This window comes from Micromonospora sp. LOL_015 (assembly GCF_048060275.1).
GTDB lineage: Bacteria > Actinomycetota > Actinomycetes > Mycobacteriales > Micromonosporaceae > Micromonospora_E.
In genome coordinates this window covers 52,053-69,437 of the sequence record NZ_JBHMIO010000015.1, presented here as the reverse complement: position 1 = coordinate 69,437, position 17,385 = coordinate 52,053, and the positions used below count along the sequence as shown (strand labels likewise).

18 protein-coding genes are annotated in these 17,385 nt (G+C 72.8%); 8 read left to right on the top strand and 10 right to left on the bottom strand.

Features of this window, described 5'->3' with window-relative positions; translation table 11 throughout:
- The first annotated feature begins 144 nt into the window (after window positions 1–144).
- Window positions 145–1,146 (top strand): UDP-glucose 4-epimerase GalE, encoded by a 1,002-nt coding sequence (galE, locus tag ACFHWU_RS14795; RefSeq protein ID WP_416555724.1) that lies wholly within the window; start codon window positions 145–147, stop codon window positions 1,144–1,146.
- Between the two features lie 66 nt (window positions 1,147–1,212).
- Here galE and ACFHWU_RS14790 read toward each other — a convergent pair whose 3' ends face one another.
- On the bottom strand, window positions 1,213–2,535 hold the full coding sequence (locus ACFHWU_RS14790; protein WP_416555723.1) for an HRDC domain-containing protein: 1,323 nt from the start codon (window positions 2,533–2,535) through the stop codon (window positions 1,213–1,215).
- Between the two features lie 229 nt (window positions 2,536–2,764).
- Here ACFHWU_RS14790 and ACFHWU_RS14785 point away from each other — a divergent pair, with 229 nt between their 5' ends.
- On the top strand, window positions 2,765–3,796 hold the full coding sequence (locus ACFHWU_RS14785; protein ID WP_416568394.1) for a S1C family serine protease: 1,032 nt from the start codon (window positions 2,765–2,767) through the stop codon (window positions 3,794–3,796).
- 5 nt (window positions 3,797–3,801) lie between these two features.
- Here the strand turns inward: ACFHWU_RS14785 and ACFHWU_RS14780 are convergent, their stop codons facing one another.
- The gene (locus tag ACFHWU_RS14780) at window positions 3,802–4,377 is read right to left on the bottom strand and encodes a DUF3000 domain-containing protein (protein WP_416555721.1); all 576 of its coding nucleotides are present in this window, start codon (window positions 4,375–4,377) and stop codon (window positions 3,802–3,804) included.
- Between the two features lie 170 nt (window positions 4,378–4,547).
- Here ACFHWU_RS14780 and hemE point away from each other — a divergent pair, with 170 nt between their 5' ends.
- From hemE to ACFHWU_RS14760, 4 genes are all read left to right on the top strand, one after another.
- Complete coding sequence (hemE, locus tag ACFHWU_RS14775) at window positions 4,548–5,669, top strand: uroporphyrinogen decarboxylase (protein WP_416590806.1); 1,122 nt, start codon at window positions 4,548–4,550, stop codon at window positions 5,667–5,669.
- A 63-nt stretch (window positions 5,670–5,732) separates the two neighbouring features.
- The gene (gene hemG, locus ACFHWU_RS14770) at window positions 5,733–7,163 is read left to right on the top strand and encodes a protoporphyrinogen oxidase (RefSeq protein ID WP_416590805.1); all 1,431 of its coding nucleotides are present in this window, start codon (window positions 5,733–5,735) and stop codon (window positions 7,161–7,163) included.
- Window positions 7,160–7,867, top strand: a complete 708-nt coding sequence (gene hemQ / locus ACFHWU_RS14765) for a hydrogen peroxide-dependent heme synthase (protein WP_416555718.1) — start codon at window positions 7,160–7,162, stop codon at window positions 7,865–7,867. The genes hemG and hemQ overlap by 4 nt, the downstream gene beginning before the upstream one ends.
- Before the next feature lie 115 nt (window positions 7,868–7,982).
- The gene (locus ACFHWU_RS14760) at window positions 7,983–8,363 is read left to right on the top strand and encodes a hypothetical protein (RefSeq protein ID WP_416555717.1); all 381 of its coding nucleotides are present in this window, start codon (window positions 7,983–7,985) and stop codon (window positions 8,361–8,363) included.
- Window positions 8,364–8,468: 105 nt separating this feature from the next.
- On the opposite strand, the gene ACFHWU_RS14755 is transcribed toward ACFHWU_RS14760, so the two are convergent.
- From ACFHWU_RS14755 to msrB, 3 genes are all read right to left on the bottom strand, one after another.
- Window positions 8,469–8,978, bottom strand: a complete 510-nt coding sequence (locus ACFHWU_RS14755) for a GNAT family N-acetyltransferase (protein ID WP_416555716.1) — start codon at window positions 8,976–8,978, stop codon at window positions 8,469–8,471.
- 20 nt (window positions 8,979–8,998) lie between these two features.
- Window positions 8,999–9,259 carry a Prokaryotic metallothionein gene (locus tag ACFHWU_RS14750; RefSeq protein ID WP_278168181.1) on the bottom strand — a complete coding sequence of 87 codons (261 nt, stop codon included), beginning with the start codon at window positions 9,257–9,259 and terminating at the stop codon, window positions 8,999–9,001.
- A 122-nt stretch (window positions 9,260–9,381) separates the two neighbouring features.
- A complete protein-coding gene (gene msrB / locus ACFHWU_RS14745) occupies window positions 9,382–9,804 on the bottom strand; it encodes a peptide-methionine (R)-S-oxide reductase MsrB (RefSeq protein WP_416555715.1) in 423 nt (140 codons plus the stop codon).
- 69 nt (window positions 9,805–9,873) lie between these two features.
- On the opposite strand from msrB, the gene ligD reads away from it, so the two are divergent.
- Window positions 9,874–10,911, top strand: coding sequence for a non-homologous end-joining DNA ligase (ligD, locus tag ACFHWU_RS14740; RefSeq protein WP_416555714.1), 1,038 nt, complete (start codon window positions 9,874–9,876; stop codon window positions 10,909–10,911).
- Window positions 10,912–10,948: 37 nt separating this feature from the next.
- On the opposite strand, the gene ACFHWU_RS14735 is transcribed toward ligD, so the two are convergent.
- The 3 genes from ACFHWU_RS14735 to ACFHWU_RS14725 form a co-directional block, all read right to left on the bottom strand.
- A complete protein-coding gene (locus ACFHWU_RS14735; RefSeq protein ID WP_416555713.1) occupies window positions 10,949–12,505 on the bottom strand; it encodes an alpha/beta hydrolase in 1,557 nt (518 codons plus the stop codon).
- Window positions 12,502–13,554 (bottom strand): ATP-dependent DNA ligase, encoded by a 1,053-nt coding sequence (locus tag ACFHWU_RS14730; protein ID WP_416590822.1) that lies wholly within the window; start codon window positions 13,552–13,554, stop codon window positions 12,502–12,504. Before ACFHWU_RS14730 ends, ACFHWU_RS14735 begins: the two co-directional genes overlap by 4 nt.
- Before the next feature lie 88 nt (window positions 13,555–13,642).
- On the bottom strand, window positions 13,643–14,635 hold the full coding sequence (locus ACFHWU_RS14725) for a class I SAM-dependent methyltransferase (protein WP_416555712.1): 993 nt from the start codon (window positions 14,633–14,635) through the stop codon (window positions 13,643–13,645).
- A gap of 142 nt (window positions 14,636–14,777) precedes the next feature.
- On the opposite strand from ACFHWU_RS14725, the gene ACFHWU_RS14720 reads away from it, so the two are divergent.
- On the top strand, window positions 14,778–15,308 hold the full coding sequence (locus ACFHWU_RS14720) for a DUF1990 family protein (RefSeq protein ID WP_416555711.1): 531 nt from the start codon (window positions 14,778–14,780) through the stop codon (window positions 15,306–15,308).
- 29 nt (window positions 15,309–15,337) lie between these two features.
- On the opposite strand, the gene ACFHWU_RS14715 is transcribed toward ACFHWU_RS14720, so the two are convergent.
- Both ACFHWU_RS14715 and ACFHWU_RS14710 read right to left on the bottom strand, forming a co-directional pair.
- The gene (locus ACFHWU_RS14715) at window positions 15,338–16,276 is read right to left on the bottom strand and encodes a DNA-3-methyladenine glycosylase family protein (protein ID WP_416590804.1); all 939 of its coding nucleotides are present in this window, start codon (window positions 16,274–16,276) and stop codon (window positions 15,338–15,340) included.
- Window positions 16,277–16,404: 128 nt separating this feature from the next.
- Window positions 16,405–17,208: a hypothetical protein gene (locus tag ACFHWU_RS14710; protein WP_416555763.1), complete on the bottom strand. Its 804-nt coding sequence runs from the start codon at window positions 17,206–17,208 to the stop codon at window positions 16,405–16,407.
- Window positions 17,209–17,385: the final 177 nt, after the last annotated feature.

Here is a 17,385-nt window from a genome sequence, read left to right as displayed (position 1 = left end):
TCTCCTCCGGCGGATCGGTCCGATCCGGCTCCGGTACCGTGATTGTCAATCGTGTGCCACCGCCCGCACCGGACATTCGCGACCCGCCGGACGGGCGACGGACGACCAACCCCAGACGGACGACAATCCAACAGAGGAGACACGGTGAAGGTTCTGATCGCCGGAGGCGCGGGCTTCATCGGCAGTACGATCGCCTCCGCGTGCCTTGACGACGGCATCGAGCCGGTGGTGCTGGACAACCTGAGCACCGGGCGAATCGAGTTCACCCGCGACCGGATCTTCTACCAGGGCGACATCGCCGACGGTGCCCTGATCGACCGGATCTTCGCCGAACACCCGGACATCCGTGCGGTGGTGCACGCCGCGGCGCTGATCGTGGTGCCCGAATCGGTCGCCGAACCGCTGCGCTACTACCGGGAGAACGTCGCGAAGTCGATCGACTTCATCGAGCACGTGGCCCGCAACGGAGCCGAGCGGTACCTGTTCAGCTCCTCGGCGTCGATCTACCGGCCGGGTGCGGACTTCTCCGTCGACGAGTCCTCGCCGCTCGAGCCGACCAGCCCGTACGCGCGGACCAAGGCGGTGATGGAGATGCTGCTCGCCGACTGCGCCGCCGCCATGCCGCTGCGGGCGCTGTCGCTGCGCTACTTCAACCCGATCGGCGCTGACCCGCAGCTGCGCACCGGCCTGCAGATCCGCCAGCCCACCCACGTCCTCGGCAAGCTGATCACCGCCGTGCAGACCGGGGCCGAGTTCACCATCACCGGGGTCGACTGGCCCACCCGTGACGGCTCGGGAATCCGCGACTACATCCACGTCTGGGACCTGGCCCGGGCGCACGTGCAGGCGTTGCGCCATTTCGACGAGATTCTGCCGGTCGGCGCCGACCGCCGCTACGAGGTGCTCAACCTCGGCACCGGCGACGGCACCACGGTGCGTGAGTTCGTCGAGGCCTTCCGCTCAGTGGTCGACCAGCCGCTGCGGGTCCGGGAGACCGGGCCCCGCCCCGGGGACGCCGCCGGCTCGTACACCCGCAGCGTACGGGCGCGTCGGCTGCTCGACTGGAAGCCCGAGCTGTCCATCGCCGACGGCATCCGGCACTCGTTGGCCTGGTCGGCGCGGCGGGACCAGGTGCTCGACGACTGAGCACGGCGTCCGGCCGCGTCGACAGCGACCTTAATCGTGACGTTCCTGGCGACCCGCCGCGGCGGCCTACCGCGGCGGGTCCCGCAGCGCGGCGCTCAGCTCCGCCACGATCAGCGACACCTGCCAGGTGCGGGCACCGAACCCCTGCAACGTCGCCGCCACCGACTCGTCGCTGATCTCCTCTGGCGGAGTCCAGGCGAGCCGGCGGACCGAGTCCGGCGCGATCAGGTTCTCCGGCGGTAGCAGGTTCGCCGCGGCCGTGCGGATCACCACCTCCCGGCAACGGGCCAGCCGTGCCGCGGCCGCCGGATCCCGTTCCGCCCAGCGGTGCGGCGGGGGAGGGCCGTCGAGCGGGGGCGTGGTCGGCAGGGCGTCGTCGGGCAGGGCGCGGGCGACGTCCAGCGCGTCCAGCCAGATCCCCGCCAACCGCCGGACCGAGCGGCCGTTGAAGCCAGGCAACGCCAGCAGGGCCCGCTCGTCCCGGGGGTCGAGTTCGGCCGCCGCGATGATCGCCGAATCCGGCAGCACCCGGCCCGGTGCCGAATCGCGGCGGGCGGCGACGTTGTCCCGAGCCTGCCACAACGCGCGTACCCGGGCCTGGGCCCGCGCTCCGCGCACCCGGTGGATGCCGGAGGTCCGCCGCCACGGCTCCGGCCGCACCCGGGTCGGCTGGCTGCCCCAGGCGACCAGGGCGGCGAACTCCTCGGCCGCCCACTGCTGCTTGCCCTGGCGTTCCAACTCCAGGGCGAGTACGTCCCGCAGCTCGACCAGCAGTTCGACGTCGAGCGCCGCGTAGGTCAGCCACGACTCCGGAAGCGGGCGGGTCGACCAGTCGGCGGCGGAGTGATGCTTCTCCAACGAGAAGCCGAGCAGCGCCTCGGTCAGCGCGGCCAACCCCACCCGCTCGTAGCCGGCCAGCCGGGCGGCCAACTCGGTGTCGAACAACCGGCGTGGGCGCAACCCGACATCGGCCAGGCAGGGCAGATCCTGGCTGGCGGCGTGCAGCACCCATTCGGCATCGGCGATCGCGGCGTCGAGCACGCCCAGCTCAGGCAGCGGCAGCGGGTCGATCAGCGCCGTACCGGCACCCGCCCGGCGTAGCTGCAGCAGATAGGCGCGTTGGGTGTATCGGTATCCGGAGGCGCGCTCGGCGTCGATGGCGACCGGACCGGAGCCGGCAGCGAACCGGGCAACGGCCTCGGCGAGAGCGTCGTCGTCGGCCACCGGTGCAGGGGTGCCGTCGCGGGGAGCGGTCAGCGCAACGGGCCCGCCGGGCGAGGAGTCGGACCCCCCGCCATCGGACGCCGGCGGCTGCGCCAGCGGGTGGTGCGGCTCGCTCCCTGCTGGGCGTTGCGCGGTCCGACGGCGCAGGGGGGATTCGTCGGTCACCTGACAACCCTAGTGCCCGGCCTGCCGCCGGCCGCACGAGGTGTCACCGGCGCGTCGGCTCCGAGCCGGGCCGAGTTGACCGGCGACACCCCGGTGAGGTGTCCAGCGGATGGCAATCGTGTATCACCGGGCGAGAGGTGACGACAAACACCGTACTGCCCGGTACGGTCGTATCGCCGCTCAGCGGCAGGTGGGCCGGCTGCCGCGGTGAAGGAGAGGCTGCCACGATATGACCAGTGGGTACGACGATCCACGCTCCGTCGCTGTCCCCGACGACGCGGGCCCGCGACATGCCGCGCCGGAGGCGCATACGCCGCCGGCGGCCCGCACCGTCGAGGACGCCTACGTCGCCGAGAAGGCTCCTGCCGCCGGCGAGCCGCCATCCGCTCCCGAGGCGTCGATGTCTTGGTCGCCGGCCGGCGCGACCTCGGACCGCCCGGGCTCGTGGGCGCCGCCGGCCGACCAGCTCCGCCGGGTCACCTCGGCCCGGCGGGGATGGCCAGGGGCGACCGCGCTGCTGCTGGTCCTGCTCCTGGCCGGCCTGGCGGGTTTCCAGACGTACCAGATCCGCCAGTTGACCACCCGACTCGCCGAGGTCGACCAGCGGCTGACCCGGGCGCAGGGAGCCGACGCCGACCGCTTCGATCTGGTCGAGGCGCGCGCCGCCGAGCTGGAACGGCAGGTCGGCGCGGCCTTCGACCCCGAGGCGATCGCCACGGCGGTGCTGCCCAGCGTCTTCCGGGTCAGCGCCGGGCGGTTCACCGGCACGGCCTTCGCAGTGGGCGAGTCAGCCGACGGCGGCACCAATCTGCTGACCAACTATCACGTCGTCGAGCCCAGCTATCTGGCCGGCAACCGGCGGGTCTTCCTGGAGCGCGACGGTGAACGAATTGAGGCCGCGGTCGTCGCGGTGGACGAGGACAGCGACGTGGCGCAGCTGCGGACCGACCGTTCCTTCCCCGGCCTGCCGCCAGCTCCCGACGAGGTCAAGTCCGGTCAGCAGATCGTGGTCGTCGGGGCCCCGCTCGGGCTCGTCGACTCGGTGACCACCGGGGTGGTCAGCGCGTTGCGGGACGCCGACGACAGCACCGGCCCGGTCATCCAGTTCGACGCTCCGATCAACCCCGGCAACTCGGGCGGGCCGGTGATCAACAGCGGCAAGCAGGTGGTGGGCATCGCCACCGCGAAGGCCCGCGACGCAGAGGGGATCGGACTGGCTGTGCCTATCAGTACCGCCTGCGACGTGTTCGAGATCTGCTGACCGGGTCAGGCCGTGCCGGCCGACCGCCGCCGGCCCGGCAGCACCGTCACCCCCGGCGGTGGCAGACCGGCGGTCGACGCCAGTAGGGCACACCAGGCCCTCAGATGGGCATCGAGCCCAGTGGTCGACGGCGTCCACGAGGCGCGGATCTCGATGTCGCCACCCGCAGGCGGGCCGGCCAGCTCGCCGAACCGGGTGGAGCAGGTCTGGGTGACCGTGCCGCCCAGCGCGCCGTAGGCCGCCCCGTGGACCTCCAACGCATCGGTCAACCAGGTCCAGCCGACGGTCGGCAGCAGCGGGTCCGCGACCAGGTCAACCTCCAAGTCCGCGGTGACGTAGGTCACCAGGCGCAGAGTGCCCTGCCAGGCGTCGTGTCCGTCCGGGTCGTGCAGCAGGACCAACCGCCCGGTGGCCACCTCGTCCGAGCCACGTAGCACCGTGGCGCTCAACGCGAACGCGTAGGGGGCCAGCCGCTGGGGGGCGCCGACCTCCTCGATCTGGATTTCCTCCCGGGGGGTCACCGCGCGCAGTCCGGCGACGGCGCGGTGGAACGCCTCGGGCAACGCGGTAAGGGGGGCCATGGCCAAAAGCCTAGGCCGCGCTCCCACCAGATGGGGATCGGCGCGCCGGGGTCCAGTGGCGGTGACCGCGACGACAGCGTTTCGCCGGCCAAGGACCGGATCGGGGCGGCCGGACCGGATCGGGGCGGCGGCTGCAAAACAGCCGTGCAGCCGTGACACCATAGGCGCCGATGACCACGACGACGCCGGGCAACGCCGCCCACGACGCGACACCCGACACACCCGCGCGGGACACACCCGCGCGGGCCCCGAACCCGGCGGGACCGCTGGCCACCTCCGCCTTCGTCCGGGCCTGCCGCCGGGAACCGGTGCCGCACACGCCGGTGTGGTTCATGCGCCAGGCCGGTCGTTCGCTGCCCGAGTACCGCCAGCTGCGCAGCGGCATCGGCATGCTGGAGTCCTGCCGGCGGCCGGACCTGGTCGCCGAGATCACCATGCAGCCAGTACGGCGGCACGGCGTGGACGCCGCGATCCTGTTCAGCGACATCGTCGTCCCGGTGGCGGCGGCCGGCGTAGAGTTGGAGATCGTCGCCGGCACCGGGCCGGTCATCGCCGAACCGGTCCGCAGCGCCGCCGACGTCGGTCGGCTTCGTCGGATCACCCCGGATGACATCGGCTTCGTCGACGAGGCGGTTCGGCTGCTCGTCGCCGCGCTCGGTGAGACTCCGCTGATCGGGTTCGCGGGTGCGCCGTTCACCCTGGCCAGCTACCTGGTCGAAGGCGGACCGTCACGTACCCACGGGCGGACCAAGGCCCTGATGTACGGCGATCCGAAGACCTGGCACGCGCTCTGCGCCCGGCTCGCCGAGATCACCCTGGAGTTTCTCCGGGTGCAGGTCGCGGCGGGCGTCGCCGCGATCCAGCTGTTCGACTCCTGGGCCGGGACGCTCTCCGAGGCCGACTACCGTCGGCACGTCCTGCCGCACTCCGCGGCGGTGCTGCACGGCCTGGCCGACGCCGGAGTGCCCCGGATCCATTTCGGAGTGGGGACCGCCGAACTGCTCAAAGCGATGGGCGAGGCCGGCGCGGACGTGGTCGGGGTGGACTGGCGTACCCCGCTGGACGCTGCGACCGCGCGGATCGGCCCGGACCGTGCCGTGCAGGGCAACCTCGACCCGTGTCTGCTGCTAGCGCCGTGGCCGGTGGTGCGCACCGAGGTCCGGCGGGTACTGGCCGACGGGCTCGCCGCCCCCGGACACGTGTTCAACCTCGGTCACGGGGTGCTGCCGGAGACCGACCCCGACGTGCTGACCAGGGTCGTCGACCTGGTGCACGAGACGTCGCAGCGCTGACCCGCGTCACACCCGGGTAGGCCCGGCCGGCGGGCCCGACCGCCCGGGTGGCAAGGTGACGGTATGCAGCAACCGTGGCGGATCGCCGTGGTGGGTGGCGGGATCGCCGGGCTGGCCGCGGCGTTGCGGCTGCGCGACCGGGCACCCGCCGGGACCCGGATCACGGTCTACGAGCAGTCCGACGAGCTGGGCGGCAAGCTGCGTACCAGTGAATTCGCCGGGCTGCCGGTGGAACGCGGCGCCGAGGCGTTCCTGATGCGGGATCCGGCCGGCGGCGACTCCGCCGCGGTCGCGCTTGCCCGCCGGGTCGGCCTCGGCGGCCACCTGCGGCACCCGGCGGTCGGCCAGGCGGCGCTGGCCCGGGACGGACGGTTCGTTCCGCTACCCGCCGGGACGCTGATCGGCGTGCCCGGCGACCTCGCGGCGGTGGCCCGGGTGGCCCGCGCCGAACCGGAGCGCGACGCCGACCAGGGCCGGCCGTTGCTGCAGCCGGACGAGGACGTCGCCGTCGGTGAGCTGGTCCGTCGGCGGCTGGGTGACGAGGTCGTCGAGCAACTGGTCGACCCGATGCTCGGCGGGGTGTACGCGGGTCGGGCCGACACCTTGTCGTTGGCCACCACCATCCCCGGACTGGCGACGGCGGCCCGCACGGAACACACCCTGGTCGCGGCGGTCCGGGCGGCGCTGGCCGCCCGGCCACCGGCGGCCGGCGCGCCGGTGTTCGCCACCGTCGACGGCGGGCTGAGCCGGCTGGTGGCGGCGGTTCGGGCCGCGTTGTCGGCCGCCGACGGGGCAGCCGAGGTCCGGTTGCGGACCTCGGCGGTGGTACGGGAGTTGGCCGCCTCGGCGGCCGGCTGGCGGTTGACGGTCGGGCCGACCCGCGGCGCCGAGCGGGTGGACGTCGATGCGGTGGTGCTGGCGGTGCCGGCCCGGCCGGCGGCCCGGCTGCTCGCTGCGGTGGACGCCGCCGCGGCGGTCCGGGTCGGTGCGCTCGAGTACGCCAGCATCGCCCTGGTCACCCTGGCGGTGCCGCAGCTGCAGCTGCCGGAGATCTCCGGCTTCCTGGTGCCGGCGACCGAGCGGACCATTACCAAGGCCGTCACCCTGTTCAGCACCAAGTGGGCCCAGCTGCGACGGTCGGACGGGCTGGCCGTGGTCCGTGCCTCGGTCGGCCGCCACGGCGACGAGCGGCTACTGCAACGCTCCGACGACGAACTGGTCGACGCCGTGCGTGCGGAGCTGACCCGGCTCACCGGTGTCCGGCAGCCGGCCTCCGTGCAGTCGCACGTGCAGCGGTGGGGTGGCGCGCTGCCGCAGTACCCGCCGGGACACCCGAGCCGGGTGGCTGCGGCCCGTCGGTCGCTGCGGTCCGCCGGGCACCGGCTGGCGTTGGCCGGCGCGGCGTACGACGGTATCGGCATCCCGGTGTGCGTGCGGTCCGGCGAGAACGCCGCCGATGAGATCCTGACTAAATTGGAAGGGGAACGCCGATGAGCGGCGACGAGCAGACCAATGCGGCACGGTTGCGTGAGCTGAACTCGACGATCCGGTACACCATGTGGTCGGTGTTCCGGGTCGCCGAGCGGCTGCCGGCGCTGCGCGGCGACATGATCGGTGAGGTCGAGTCGCTGATCGGCGAGCTGACCGCCAAGGACGTCACGGTCCGGGGCACCTACGACGTCGCCGGGCTGCGGGCCGACGCCGACATCATGATCTGGTGGCACGCGGCGGACAGCGACGAGCTGCAGGACGCGTACGGGCGGTTGCGCCGTACGGCGTTGGGCCGCCACCTCGCTCCGGTCTGGTCCCAGCTGGCGCTGCACCGCCCGGCCGAGTTCAACAAGAGTCATGTGCCGGCGTTCCTGGGGGGCGAGCCGGCCCGGGCGTACATCTGCGTGTACCCGTTCGTTCGCTCGTACGAGTGGTACCTGCTGCCGGAGGCGGAGCGGCGAGCGATGCTGGCCGAGCACGGGCAGATGGCCCGGCCGTATCCGGACGTCCGGGCGAACACCGTCGCATCCTTCGCACTCGGCGACTACGAGTGGATACTCGCCTTCGAAGCCGACGAACTACACCGGATCGTCGATCTGATGCGCGACCTGCGGGCCTCGTCGGCGCGGCGGCACGTCCGCGCGGAGGTGCCGTTCTTCACCGGACGGAACCGTACCGTCGCCGACCTGGTCGCAAATCTGCCCTGACGTTTCCCGGGGGCCGGCCCGGGTACCTATCAACTGCCCCCCGAGGTTGCCCGGTCAGCCGACCGGGTCGACCGGACCGGAGAAGGACCACTCATCTGATCCGGAGGAGGGTGTGATGAGTACGCAAGCTCCGACCCGCAACACCACCGCCGTGAACCGGCCGATGACCGGGCAGCCGATGGCCGACGGCCAGGCACACCAGATGGACATGAACGCCGGGACGCGCCCGGCGATCACCCCGGGCACCGAGACGAAGTCGGCGTTCCGCAGCACCGAGTTCTACGTCTACCTGATCGCGGTCGCCGGCGTACTGCTGGCCTCCCAGGTGATCAACCCGGACATCGATGGCGTGCAGGGTACCGCCGGTGGCGGGGACCCCTTCCCGGCCAGCACCGCATGGCTGTACGTCGCGCTGCTGACCATCGGTTACGTGGTCAGCCGAGGGCTGGCCAAGGCCGGCAGCGCCTGGCGGAACTCGGGTGAGCGACAGCGCTGACCCGTGCAGGGCCGCCGACCCGGTGACGGGTATGGCGGACCGGGCCGGCGGCCGCGGTGGACACGTCCATCCGGTCGCCGGTCTTCGCGTGGACCGCCCGGTCGGTCAGGTCCCGCGTCGGTCAGGTCCCGCCGAGTGCACCGCACCGACCGGATCTGCCGCACGGCGCATCGGTGCGTGCCAGATGCCGTCCTCGAGGTACTCCGGTCCGACGACGACGAACCCGTACCGCGCGTACAGCCCGGTCAGGTGGGCCTGGGCGTCGAGCACGCAGGGCCGTCCGGCGGCGAGCCGCAACGCCGCCTCGACGAGCCGACCGGCGTGACCCCGGCCGCGTTCGGTCGCGGCGACGGCCACCCGGCCGATCCTGGCCGTGGGCTCCGCGCCGCCGCCTGGTTCGTCGAGCAGCCGTAGGCAGGCCACCACCGTGTCACCCCGGGACAGCCACAGTTGGCGGGCGTCCGGCTCGATGTCGCGGCCGTCCAGCTCCGGGTACGCGCACCGCTGCTCCACCACGAACACGTCGACCCGTAGCTTGAGCAGCTGGTACAGCACCAACGGCGGCAGTTCGGCGGTGTGCGCGACGTGCTGCGTCAGGCCAGTTTTGGGGGGCACGCCGACGGATGATACGCGGCTCAGCCCGGCCGGCTGCCGACCGCGTCGCGGACCTCGGCACCCTGCTCCTGGTCAACTGCCCGGGCACAGTGGGCGCAGCAGAAGAACCGTCCGGACACCTCGACCCCGTGCCCGACAATCTTGCACTGGCAGTGCTCGCAGATCGGCGCGAGCAGTTGGATCGCGCACTCGAACGAGTCAAAGGTGTAGGTGTCCCCGCTGACCGTCCGAATGTCGAACGCCAGCCAGTAGTCGTTGCCGCAGACCTCACAGGTCGCCATCGTGCTCCTCCCAACGTCAGCCTCATTCGCAGGGTGCGGCATCGGGGAGGCCCGGAACGGGCGAATCGCCGAAATGCTGTGACCGAAATGCTGGGACATGCGCGAGGGAGCGGGGTGGGCCGTCAACTCCGGGTGGCGTCGGTCGCCGGCTCCAGCCGCAGCGCTACCGAGTTCATGCAGTAGCGGGCGTTGCGGGGGGTGTACCGCTCGCCGTCGAACCGGTGCCCGAGGTGCGAGTCGCAGGTGGCGCAGCGCACCTCGGTGCGGACCATGCCGTGCGAGCGGTCCTCGATGTAGCGCACCGACCCGGGCAGCGCCTCGTCGAAGCTCGGCCAGCCACAGTGCGAGTCGAACTTGGTGTCACTGGTGAACAGCGGCGTGTCGCAGGCCCGGCAGTGGTACGTGCCGACCGTCGTGGTCTCGACGTACTCGCCGGACCAGGGTGCCTCGGTGCCGGCCTGACGCAGCACCCGGAACTCCTCGGGGTTGAGCCGCGCCCGCCACTGCTCGTCGGTACGGGGCAGGGACGTCATCTCGTCTGTCATGGTCACTACGGTACGGCGGTACGGCACCGCCGGCCGCCGATCACCGGCCGGCTGGCCTAAGGTCGAGGGGTGACAGGGCAGAGCCGGAGTTTCCGGGCCGCGACCACCGTCGAAGTGGCCGGCCACCAGGTGCGGCTGAGTAGCCCGGACCGGGTGTGCTTCCCCGGGCCGGGGTACACCAAGCGGGACGTGTTCGACTACTACCTGGCCGTCGGCGACGGCATCCTGCGCGCGCTGCGCGACCGTCCCACCACGCTGCAGCGGTTCCCGGACGGCGTCGACGGCGAGATGTTCTTCCAGAAGCGCGTGCCGGCCCGGGGCGTGCCGCCGTGGCTGCGTACCGCCGAGATCAAGTTTCCCAGTGGCCGTACCGCCGACGAACTCTGCCCGGCGGATCTGGCCCACGTCGCCTGGGCCGCGCAGATGGGCACCGTGGTGTTCCACCCCTGGCCGGTCCGGTCCGGTGACGTGGACCGGCCGGACGAGCTGCGGATCGATCTGGACCCGCAGCCGGGTACCGACTTCGCCGACGCGGTGGCGGCGGCGGGCGAGGTCCGGGCGATCCTCGACGAGCTCGGTGCCACCGGGTACCCGAAGACCTCCGGCGGCCGCGGGGTGCACGTCTACCTGCGGATCCAGCCGCGCTGGCTGTTCACCGAGGTCCGTCGGGCGGTGATCGCGTTCGCCCGCGAGGTGCAGCGCCGTCGGCCCGACCTGGTCACCACGTCCTGGTGGAAGGAGGAGCGAGGGCGGAAGGTCTTCATCGACTACAACCAGATGGCCCGGGACCGGACCATCGCCTGTGCCTACTCACTGCGGGCGAACCCCCGCGCCACCGTCTCCACCCCGGTCACCTGGGACGAGTTGACCCGGGCCGAGCCGGACGACTTCGACCTGCGCACCGTACCGCCGCGGCTGGCCGCCGTCGGTGACCCGCACGCCGGGATCGACGACTCGCCGTGGGACATCACCCCGCTGCTGGAGTGGGCCGACCGGGACGACCGCGACGGCGCCGGTGACCTGCCGTACCCGCCGGACCATCCGAAGATGCCCGGCGAGCCGATGCGGGTGCAGCCGTCCCGGGCCCGCCCGGTGCCCGGCGGCTGACCCGCCCAGGTCCGGCCACGTCCGCCCGGGTCTGAGGTCAGGACGAGCATTTCAGGCCGTCGTCGGGCACCGTCAGATCGATCAGGTACGCGTCCACCACGTCGGCCACGCAAGCCACGTGCGGGTACGCCGTGTGCCCGTCGCCCTCGTGGGTCACCAGCACGCCGGTGCCGAGCGACTCGGCCAGCCGTGGTGCCTGCTCGTACGGGGTGGCCGGATCACCGGTGGTGCCGACGACGAGGATCGGCGCGGCACCGACCGCAAGACCGACCGGGTACGGGTCGGCCGCGACCGGCCAGTTGGCGCAGGCCAGCAGGCCGACGGCGAGCGCCGGACCGAACGTCGGATGCTGCCGGCGCCACTGCTGCTGCAGCTGCCGGATCTCGTCGGTGCCCAGCGGCACAGCGGCGTCGGCGCAGTTGACCGCAAGGTTGGCGGTGAACAGGTTGCCGTACCGGCCGTCGTCGCCGCGACCGGTGTAGCCGTCGGCGAGGTCGAACACCGGGCCCGGGTCGCCGTCGCCCAGCTCAGCCAGCGCCCGGCCCAGCCGTGGCCAGCCGCTGCGGTCGTACAGCGAGGCGACCACGGCGTAGAAGATCCAGCCGGCGGTGGCCGCCCGGCCGTCCGCCCCGGTGACCGGGCCCTGCCGGGCCCGGTCCATCGCCGCGGCCAGCGTGCCGGCCGGGTCGGCGCTGATCGGGCAGTCCGCCGGTGCGCCGGAACACCACCGCCCGAAGGCGGCGAACGCCCGTTCGAAGCCGGCGGCCTGGCTCAGTGACCCGGCGACCGGGTCCTGCCCCGGGTCGATCGCGCCGTCGAGCACCAGCGCGCGGACCCGGTGCGGGAACAGGTGCGCGTAGGTGGCTCCCAGCAGGCTCCCGTACGAGTAGCCGAGGAAGGTCAGCTGCTCGTCGCCGACCGCCGCCCGCACCGCGTCCAGATCCCGGGCGGTCTGATGGGTGGAGTACGCGGTGAGCCGCTCGCCGTAGCGCGCCGCGCAGCCGGCCGCGATCCGTTGACCGAGCGCGGCGGCCTCGGCGAAGGCGGCCGGGTCACGGGGATCCGGGTCCGCCCCGAAGGTGGCGTCCCAGTCGCTGTCGTCGACGCAGTCGACGGGGTCGGAGCGGCCGGCTCCGCGCGGGTCGAAGCCGACCAGGTCGAACCGGCGCAGCACCGTCTCCGGTAGGCCGCCGAGCCGTTCGCCGAGCGCCAACCGGGCGGCGGCGTCCACCCCGGAGACACCGGGCCCGCCTGGGTTGACCACCAGTGTGCCGATGCGGTCCTGCTGCCGGGCCGACCGGGCCCGGATCAGCGCGACCGAAAGGGTGCCGGCGGTGGGACCGGCGGCCCAGTCGACCGGTACGTCGATCGTGGCGCAGTCGTAGCGCAGCCCGTCGGGTGGTGGGCCGTACCGCTGCGTGGTCGACTCCGGGCAGGGCTGCCAGTGCGGCGGTGGGTCGGGCCCGCCGGTCGCCCCGGGGTCGGGCCGCGCCGCCGTGCACCCGGTCAGGCCGACCAGCGAACCAACCACGACGGCCGCGACGACAGGCTGCCAGCGGCGCCGGCTCGTGGGCAGCCAGCGGCGCCGGCTCACTGCTGGCTGGTCGGGTCGCCGGCCAGCACCTGGTCCACGTCGAACCGGACCGGTCGGTCCAGCTGGTCGTACCGGCAGGAGGCCGGCTCCCGGTCGGTACGCCAGCGTTGGAACCGTGCGGTGTGCCGGAACCGGTCGCCCTCCATCGCGTCGTAGGCGACCTCGGCGACCAGCTCGGGCCGCAGCGGCTGCCACTCGAGGTTCTTGCCGCCGCTCCACCGGCTCGGGGCGCCCGGAATCCGTTGGCCGGAGCCGTCGTCACCCGACCCCCACGGGTGGTCCGCGGCAGTGGTGCGCAACGGCGCCAGCTCGTCGACGAGCTCCGCGCGCCGGGCGGCGGTGAACGACGCAGACACGCCGACGTGGTGCAGTACCCCGGCGTCGTCGAAGAGCCCGAGCAGCAGTGACCCGACCACCTGGCCGGACTTGTGCCAGCGGAAGCCGGCGACGACCACGTCGGCGGTCCGCCCGTGCTTGACCTTGAACATCGTCCTTTTCCCGGGCTCGTAGCGCAGCTCGGCCGGCTTGGCGATGACGCCGTCGAGGCCGGCGCCTTCGAAGATCTCGAACCAGCGGCGGGCGGTGTCCGGGTCGGTGGTCACCGGGGTCAGATGCACCGGTGCGGTGACCGCCGCCAGCGCGTCGGTCAGCCGGGCCCGGCGGGTGGTGAACGGCTCGTCGAGCAGCACCTCGTCGCCCAGCGCCAGCAGGTCGAAGGCGACGAAGGAAGCCGGGGTCTGCTCGGCGAGCAGCCGCACCCGGGAGGCCGCCGGATGGATCCGTTGGCCGAGCAGGTCGAAGTCGAGCCGGGACCGCCCGGTCTCCGGCCGGATCACCACCAACTCGCCGTCCACCACGCTCCGGGGCGGCAACTGCTGCCGGGCCTGCTCGATGACCTCGGGAAAATACCTGGTCAGCGTCTTTCCGCCGCGACTGGCCAGCTCGACCTGATCACCGTCACGGAAGATGACACAGCGGTAGCCGTCCCACTTGGGCTCGTAGCTCATCCCGGCGGCGACCGGCAGCGTCGCGACCGGTTTCGCCAGCATCGGCTCGATCGGTAGGGCGATCGGGAAAGTCACCCACCCAGTGAACCATCCCGGTCCGACGATCCGCCGGACCGCCGGCCGAGGACGACTAGCGGGACCACCGGACCACGGCACGGACCCGGCGCAACATCGGCCGGACCGGGCGGACCAGCCACGGGAGGCGGCGTGCCGCGCGCCGGTACAACGGCTGGGCCGCCGTCCGCAGCTGCTGACGGGTCGTGTCGAGCTCCGCCCGGGCGGAGCGCAGTTGCTGTTCGAGCTCGGCGAGCCGGGCTGCGGTGATCGTCGCCATCAACTCGTGACCGGTGACCGGTTCGCTGCGGCCGTCCTCGCCGCGTACCAGCCAGGGGCGGTCGCCGTAGACGTCGATCTGATGGCCGGCCAGCGGTACGCCGGCCTTCTCCAGCCCGTCCGGGAACTGCTCGGCGAACATCGCCCGGCAGTGTTTCGCCTGGTCGGCCGAGGTGGCCAGGATCAGCTTGTTGGGCACCAACACGGCGGGCACCAGGCTGCCGCCGTCGCCGAGGTAGCTGAACAGGCCGGTGATCACGCCGAGCCAGTGCCGGTTGAGTACGTCGTCGAGTACCACCAGCCCGTGGTCGACCACGGTCCGTTCGGCGATTCGCAGGTCGCTCACCGTGATCTGGTCGGTGTGGCCACCGTCGATGGAGAAAATCCGGAAGCGGCGCCCGGCGGCGACGAAGCCGGCCTGCTCCAGGTCGAGACTCGACGACTGCACGATGTCGACGTTGTCGCCGGCGCCGTAGGTCGCGAGGTTCTGCTCGAAGATGTCCCGGTCACCGCGTCCGGACTGGTCGAGGTTGGCAGCCTGGTCGTCGAAGACGTCGATGGCGACCGCCCGCTGATCCGCTGGCGCATCCAGGGCGAGGCACAGGAACGATTTGCCGTGGTGAATGCCGATCTCGGCCACGTCGCCGCTCACCCCGGCCCCGCGCTGAGCGGCCTCCACGCCGCTGAGGTACACCGCGGTCGAGACGTTCAGCCAGCCCTTGACCTGGTGCAGACCGGTCCGCAGGTAGCTGGCGGTCCGCTCGGGCAGGACCGGTGTGAACGCTGTCATGGTGGCAGACCATACCGCTGATTACCGCAGCGACAGACGGTCGATCGGAGGACAATCCAGGTGACCGCACCGGCCGTCCTGGTCGGTGTCCTGCTCCGCTCGTCGGCGCCGTCCCGGCGACCGTACGGGAAAGGCGGATCGCGTGCCCAGCTTCACCTATCCGCAGGCCGGCGCCACCGCCGTGCTGCGCGACCAGACCGGATCGGTCCGGCACTCCGTACCGCCGCTGCCGGCGGGCTACCGCCATCTGCGGTCTTGTCGCCGGCTGCGGCCGGGCAGCTTCCCGGCGGCGGCCGAGGCGGTGCTCACCTGGCGGATGCACCGGGCCGCCGGTGCCCGGGTGACGGCGTCGGCTCCCCGCGCCGAGACCGGTGTGCTGGTGACGGTCGGTCTCGGCGTCGGGCCGCTGCGGATCGCCGCGCCGTGCGCGGTGGTGTGGGCGGTCGACGAGCCGGACCTCGCCGGATTCGCGTACGGCACCCTGCCCGGCCATCCGGCCAGTGGCGAGGAGGCGTTCCTGGTGCACCGCGACGGCGACCGGGTGTGGCTGTCGGTGGTGGCGTTCAGCCGGCCGGTGGCGCCGATCATGCGGCTGGCCGGCCCACTGGGTGCGCTGGCACAGCGGGCCTACGCCCACCGGCTGGGCACCGCGCTGCGCCGGCTCACCCGCTGACCGCCGACGGCACGCCGGCCGGCGACGGGTCAGTAGGCGGCGAAGGAACGGACCGGGGCCCGGGGCCCGAACCGGGGCGCCCGCACCCCGGCCAGCTCCAGCAGCAGACAGACCCGACCGCGGTGCCCCCGGAACGGCTCCAGTAGTTCGAGCATCCGGGTGTCGGTCCCGCGGGCCTCGCCGGCCAGCGCCCAGGCCACCGTGTTCGGCAGGTGGTAGTCGCCGACGCTCACCGCGTCGGCCGCGCCGAACGCCACCCGGACCACCTCGGCAGCGGTCCACGGGCCGATCCCGGGCAGCGCGGTCAACCGCCGGGTGGCCGTCTGCGGGTCGCCGCTGTCCGACAACCGGTCGGCGACCGCCGCCGCGCCGCACAGGGCCTGCGCCCGTCGTTGCTCGATGCCCAGCGGATGCAGCGACCAGTACGGCGCGGCGGCGAGGGCTGCCGGCTCCGGCGCGACCCAGAGGTCAGCGACCGGGCCGGGAGCTGGTGCGCCGTACCGGCGGACCGTCGCAGCGTACCCGCGGTACGCCTCCGCACCGGTGACCTTCTGCTCCAGCACGGCCCGCAGCAACCGGGGGAACACCTGCCCGGTGGCTGGGAGCCGGACGCCGGCGTAGCGGCGGACCACCGCCGTGACGACCGGATGCCGGCGGGCCATGGGCAGGAAACTGGACACGTCGTCGCGGAGCCCGGCGACCGCATCGGCGATGTCGCAGATCTGGCTGGCGCCGGGTCCGTAGCCGGCGGCGACGAGGTCGCCGCCGTGTCGGCACAGCGCCAGGGTCGCCGGCCCGGCCGGGGTACGGGCGGTCCACCAGAAGGTGTCCGCCAGCCACCGGGCGCACGGATCGTGTCGGCCCATCGCCAGCGTCCGTACCGAGCCGGCTAGCTGGTAGCCGGCCGGCGGCCGCAGCACCCGGACCCGCGCCGGTGCGGCCCCGGACGTCCGTCTTTCCACGACCATGCCGGTCACTGTGCCAGCAGCGGCGGACAGCATCGACGCCGGGACGAGTCTGCTGCTCGTCCCGGCGTCGGTTCGCTGGACCCGGGTTACCTTCGGTCACCGCCGATCACCGTCGGCGACGGCCGACCTCATCGGGTGACGACAACCCGGACCACGTCGAAGGCGGGGATCTGGTTGGCCCGCTGCATCATCGGCACCCGGTGCGAGCCGTCGCCGGCCCACGACGCGCACTGGGCGATGCCGGGGCCGGGCAGGCCGGGCACTTCGACGGTGACCTCGTCGGCGCCGGCGCCACCCCGACCGTCCTCGGTGGCTACGAAGAACGCCGGCACCGGGCCAGGTTCGGGAGCGGTGCGGTTGCTGGTCAGCATCCGGCACGCGGTGTGGAAGTGCCCCCGGGTCAGGCCGTCCTCGGTCAGGAACGAGCTTTCCAGGTAGTAGCCGCCCTGCCCGGCCGGCAGGAACCGGTCGCGTACCAGGTTGCGGGTGCTGATCCGCAGGGTGAACGGTTGGTTCGCGCGTACCCGCCCCGGCGACGAGATGATCATCAGCTGCGGGTTGGTGTCCGCGTCGCCGACCTCGCCGAACGCCGTACTTACACACCGCTCACCGTCCTGGAAACCCTCGTGCGGGTCCAACGAACTGTCGGCGCAGTCGTCGCCGAGGATTTCCAACCCGGCCGGCGTGTCGGTCGGATCGTCGGGGGCGGGGGAGTCCTGGCACTGGTCCGGGCCGCGCTGGCCGTCACCCCAGTGGTGCCGTACGCCGTTGCCGTCCACGGTGGTCCCGGTATCCGCCGGATCGACCGACTCGCTCGGGCTTACACAGACCGCGGCGGCCCGGTCGCGACCACGGTCCCGGTCCCGGTCGCCGCGGGTTCCGGCAGACGAGATCTGGGTCACCGCCACCACGCCGCCGAAGACCGCCAACATCGTTGTCACCGCGATGACGCGGTTGCGGGTGCTACCCGCCGATCTGCCCCGGCGTGTCGGCTGGTCACTGGTACGCCTGCGGCGCTGTGGGCTGTTCACGTGGTGCCACCTCTTTCGTCGAACGCCAATTGGTCGTCCGGGTGCAACGCAGTTGGTGATGGCTGTGGTTCGCCACTG

What these genes read in the sequence shown, in the direction of transcription:
- ACFHWU_RS14710 (WP_416555763.1), bottom strand. Translation starts at nt 17,208, where the DNA reads ATGTTGGCGGTCTTCGGCGGCGTGGTGGCGGTGACCCAGATCTCGTCT.
- ACFHWU_RS14760 (WP_416555717.1), top strand. Translation starts at nt 7,983, where the DNA reads ATGAGTACGCAAGCTCCGACCCGCAACACCACCGCCGTGAACCGGCCG.
- hemE (WP_416590806.1), top strand. Translation starts at nt 4,548, where the DNA reads ATGACCACGACGACGCCGGGCAACGCCGCCCACGACGCGACACCCGAC.
- hemQ (WP_416555718.1), top strand. Translation starts at nt 7,160, where the DNA reads ATGAGCGGCGACGAGCAGACCAATGCGGCACGGTTGCGTGAGCTGAAC.
- ACFHWU_RS14750 (WP_278168181.1), bottom strand. Translation starts at nt 9,259, where the DNA reads ATGGCGACCTGTGAGGTCTGCGGCAACGACTACTGGCTGGCGTTCGAC.
- msrB (WP_416555715.1), bottom strand. Translation starts at nt 9,804, where the DNA reads ATGACAGACGAGATGACGTCCCTGCCCCGTACCGACGAGCAGTGGCGG.
- ACFHWU_RS14785 (WP_416568394.1), top strand. Translation starts at nt 2,765, where the DNA reads ATGACCAGTGGGTACGACGATCCACGCTCCGTCGCTGTCCCCGACGAC.
- ACFHWU_RS14725 (WP_416555712.1), bottom strand. Translation starts at nt 14,635, where the DNA reads ATGACAGCGTTCACACCGGTCCTGCCCGAGCGGACCGCCAGCTACCTG.
- ACFHWU_RS14715 (WP_416590804.1), bottom strand. Translation starts at nt 16,276, where the DNA reads ATGGTCGTGGAAAGACGGACGTCCGGGGCCGCACCGGCGCGGGTCCGG.
- ACFHWU_RS14730 (WP_416590822.1), bottom strand. Translation starts at nt 13,554, where the DNA reads ATGCTGGCGAAACCGGTCGCGACGCTGCCGGTCGCCGCCGGGATGAGC.
- ACFHWU_RS14780 (WP_416555721.1), bottom strand. Translation starts at nt 4,377, where the DNA reads ATGGCCCCCCTTACCGCGTTGCCCGAGGCGTTCCACCGCGCCGTCGCC.
- hemG (WP_416590805.1), top strand. Translation starts at nt 5,733, where the DNA reads ATGCAGCAACCGTGGCGGATCGCCGTGGTGGGTGGCGGGATCGCCGGG.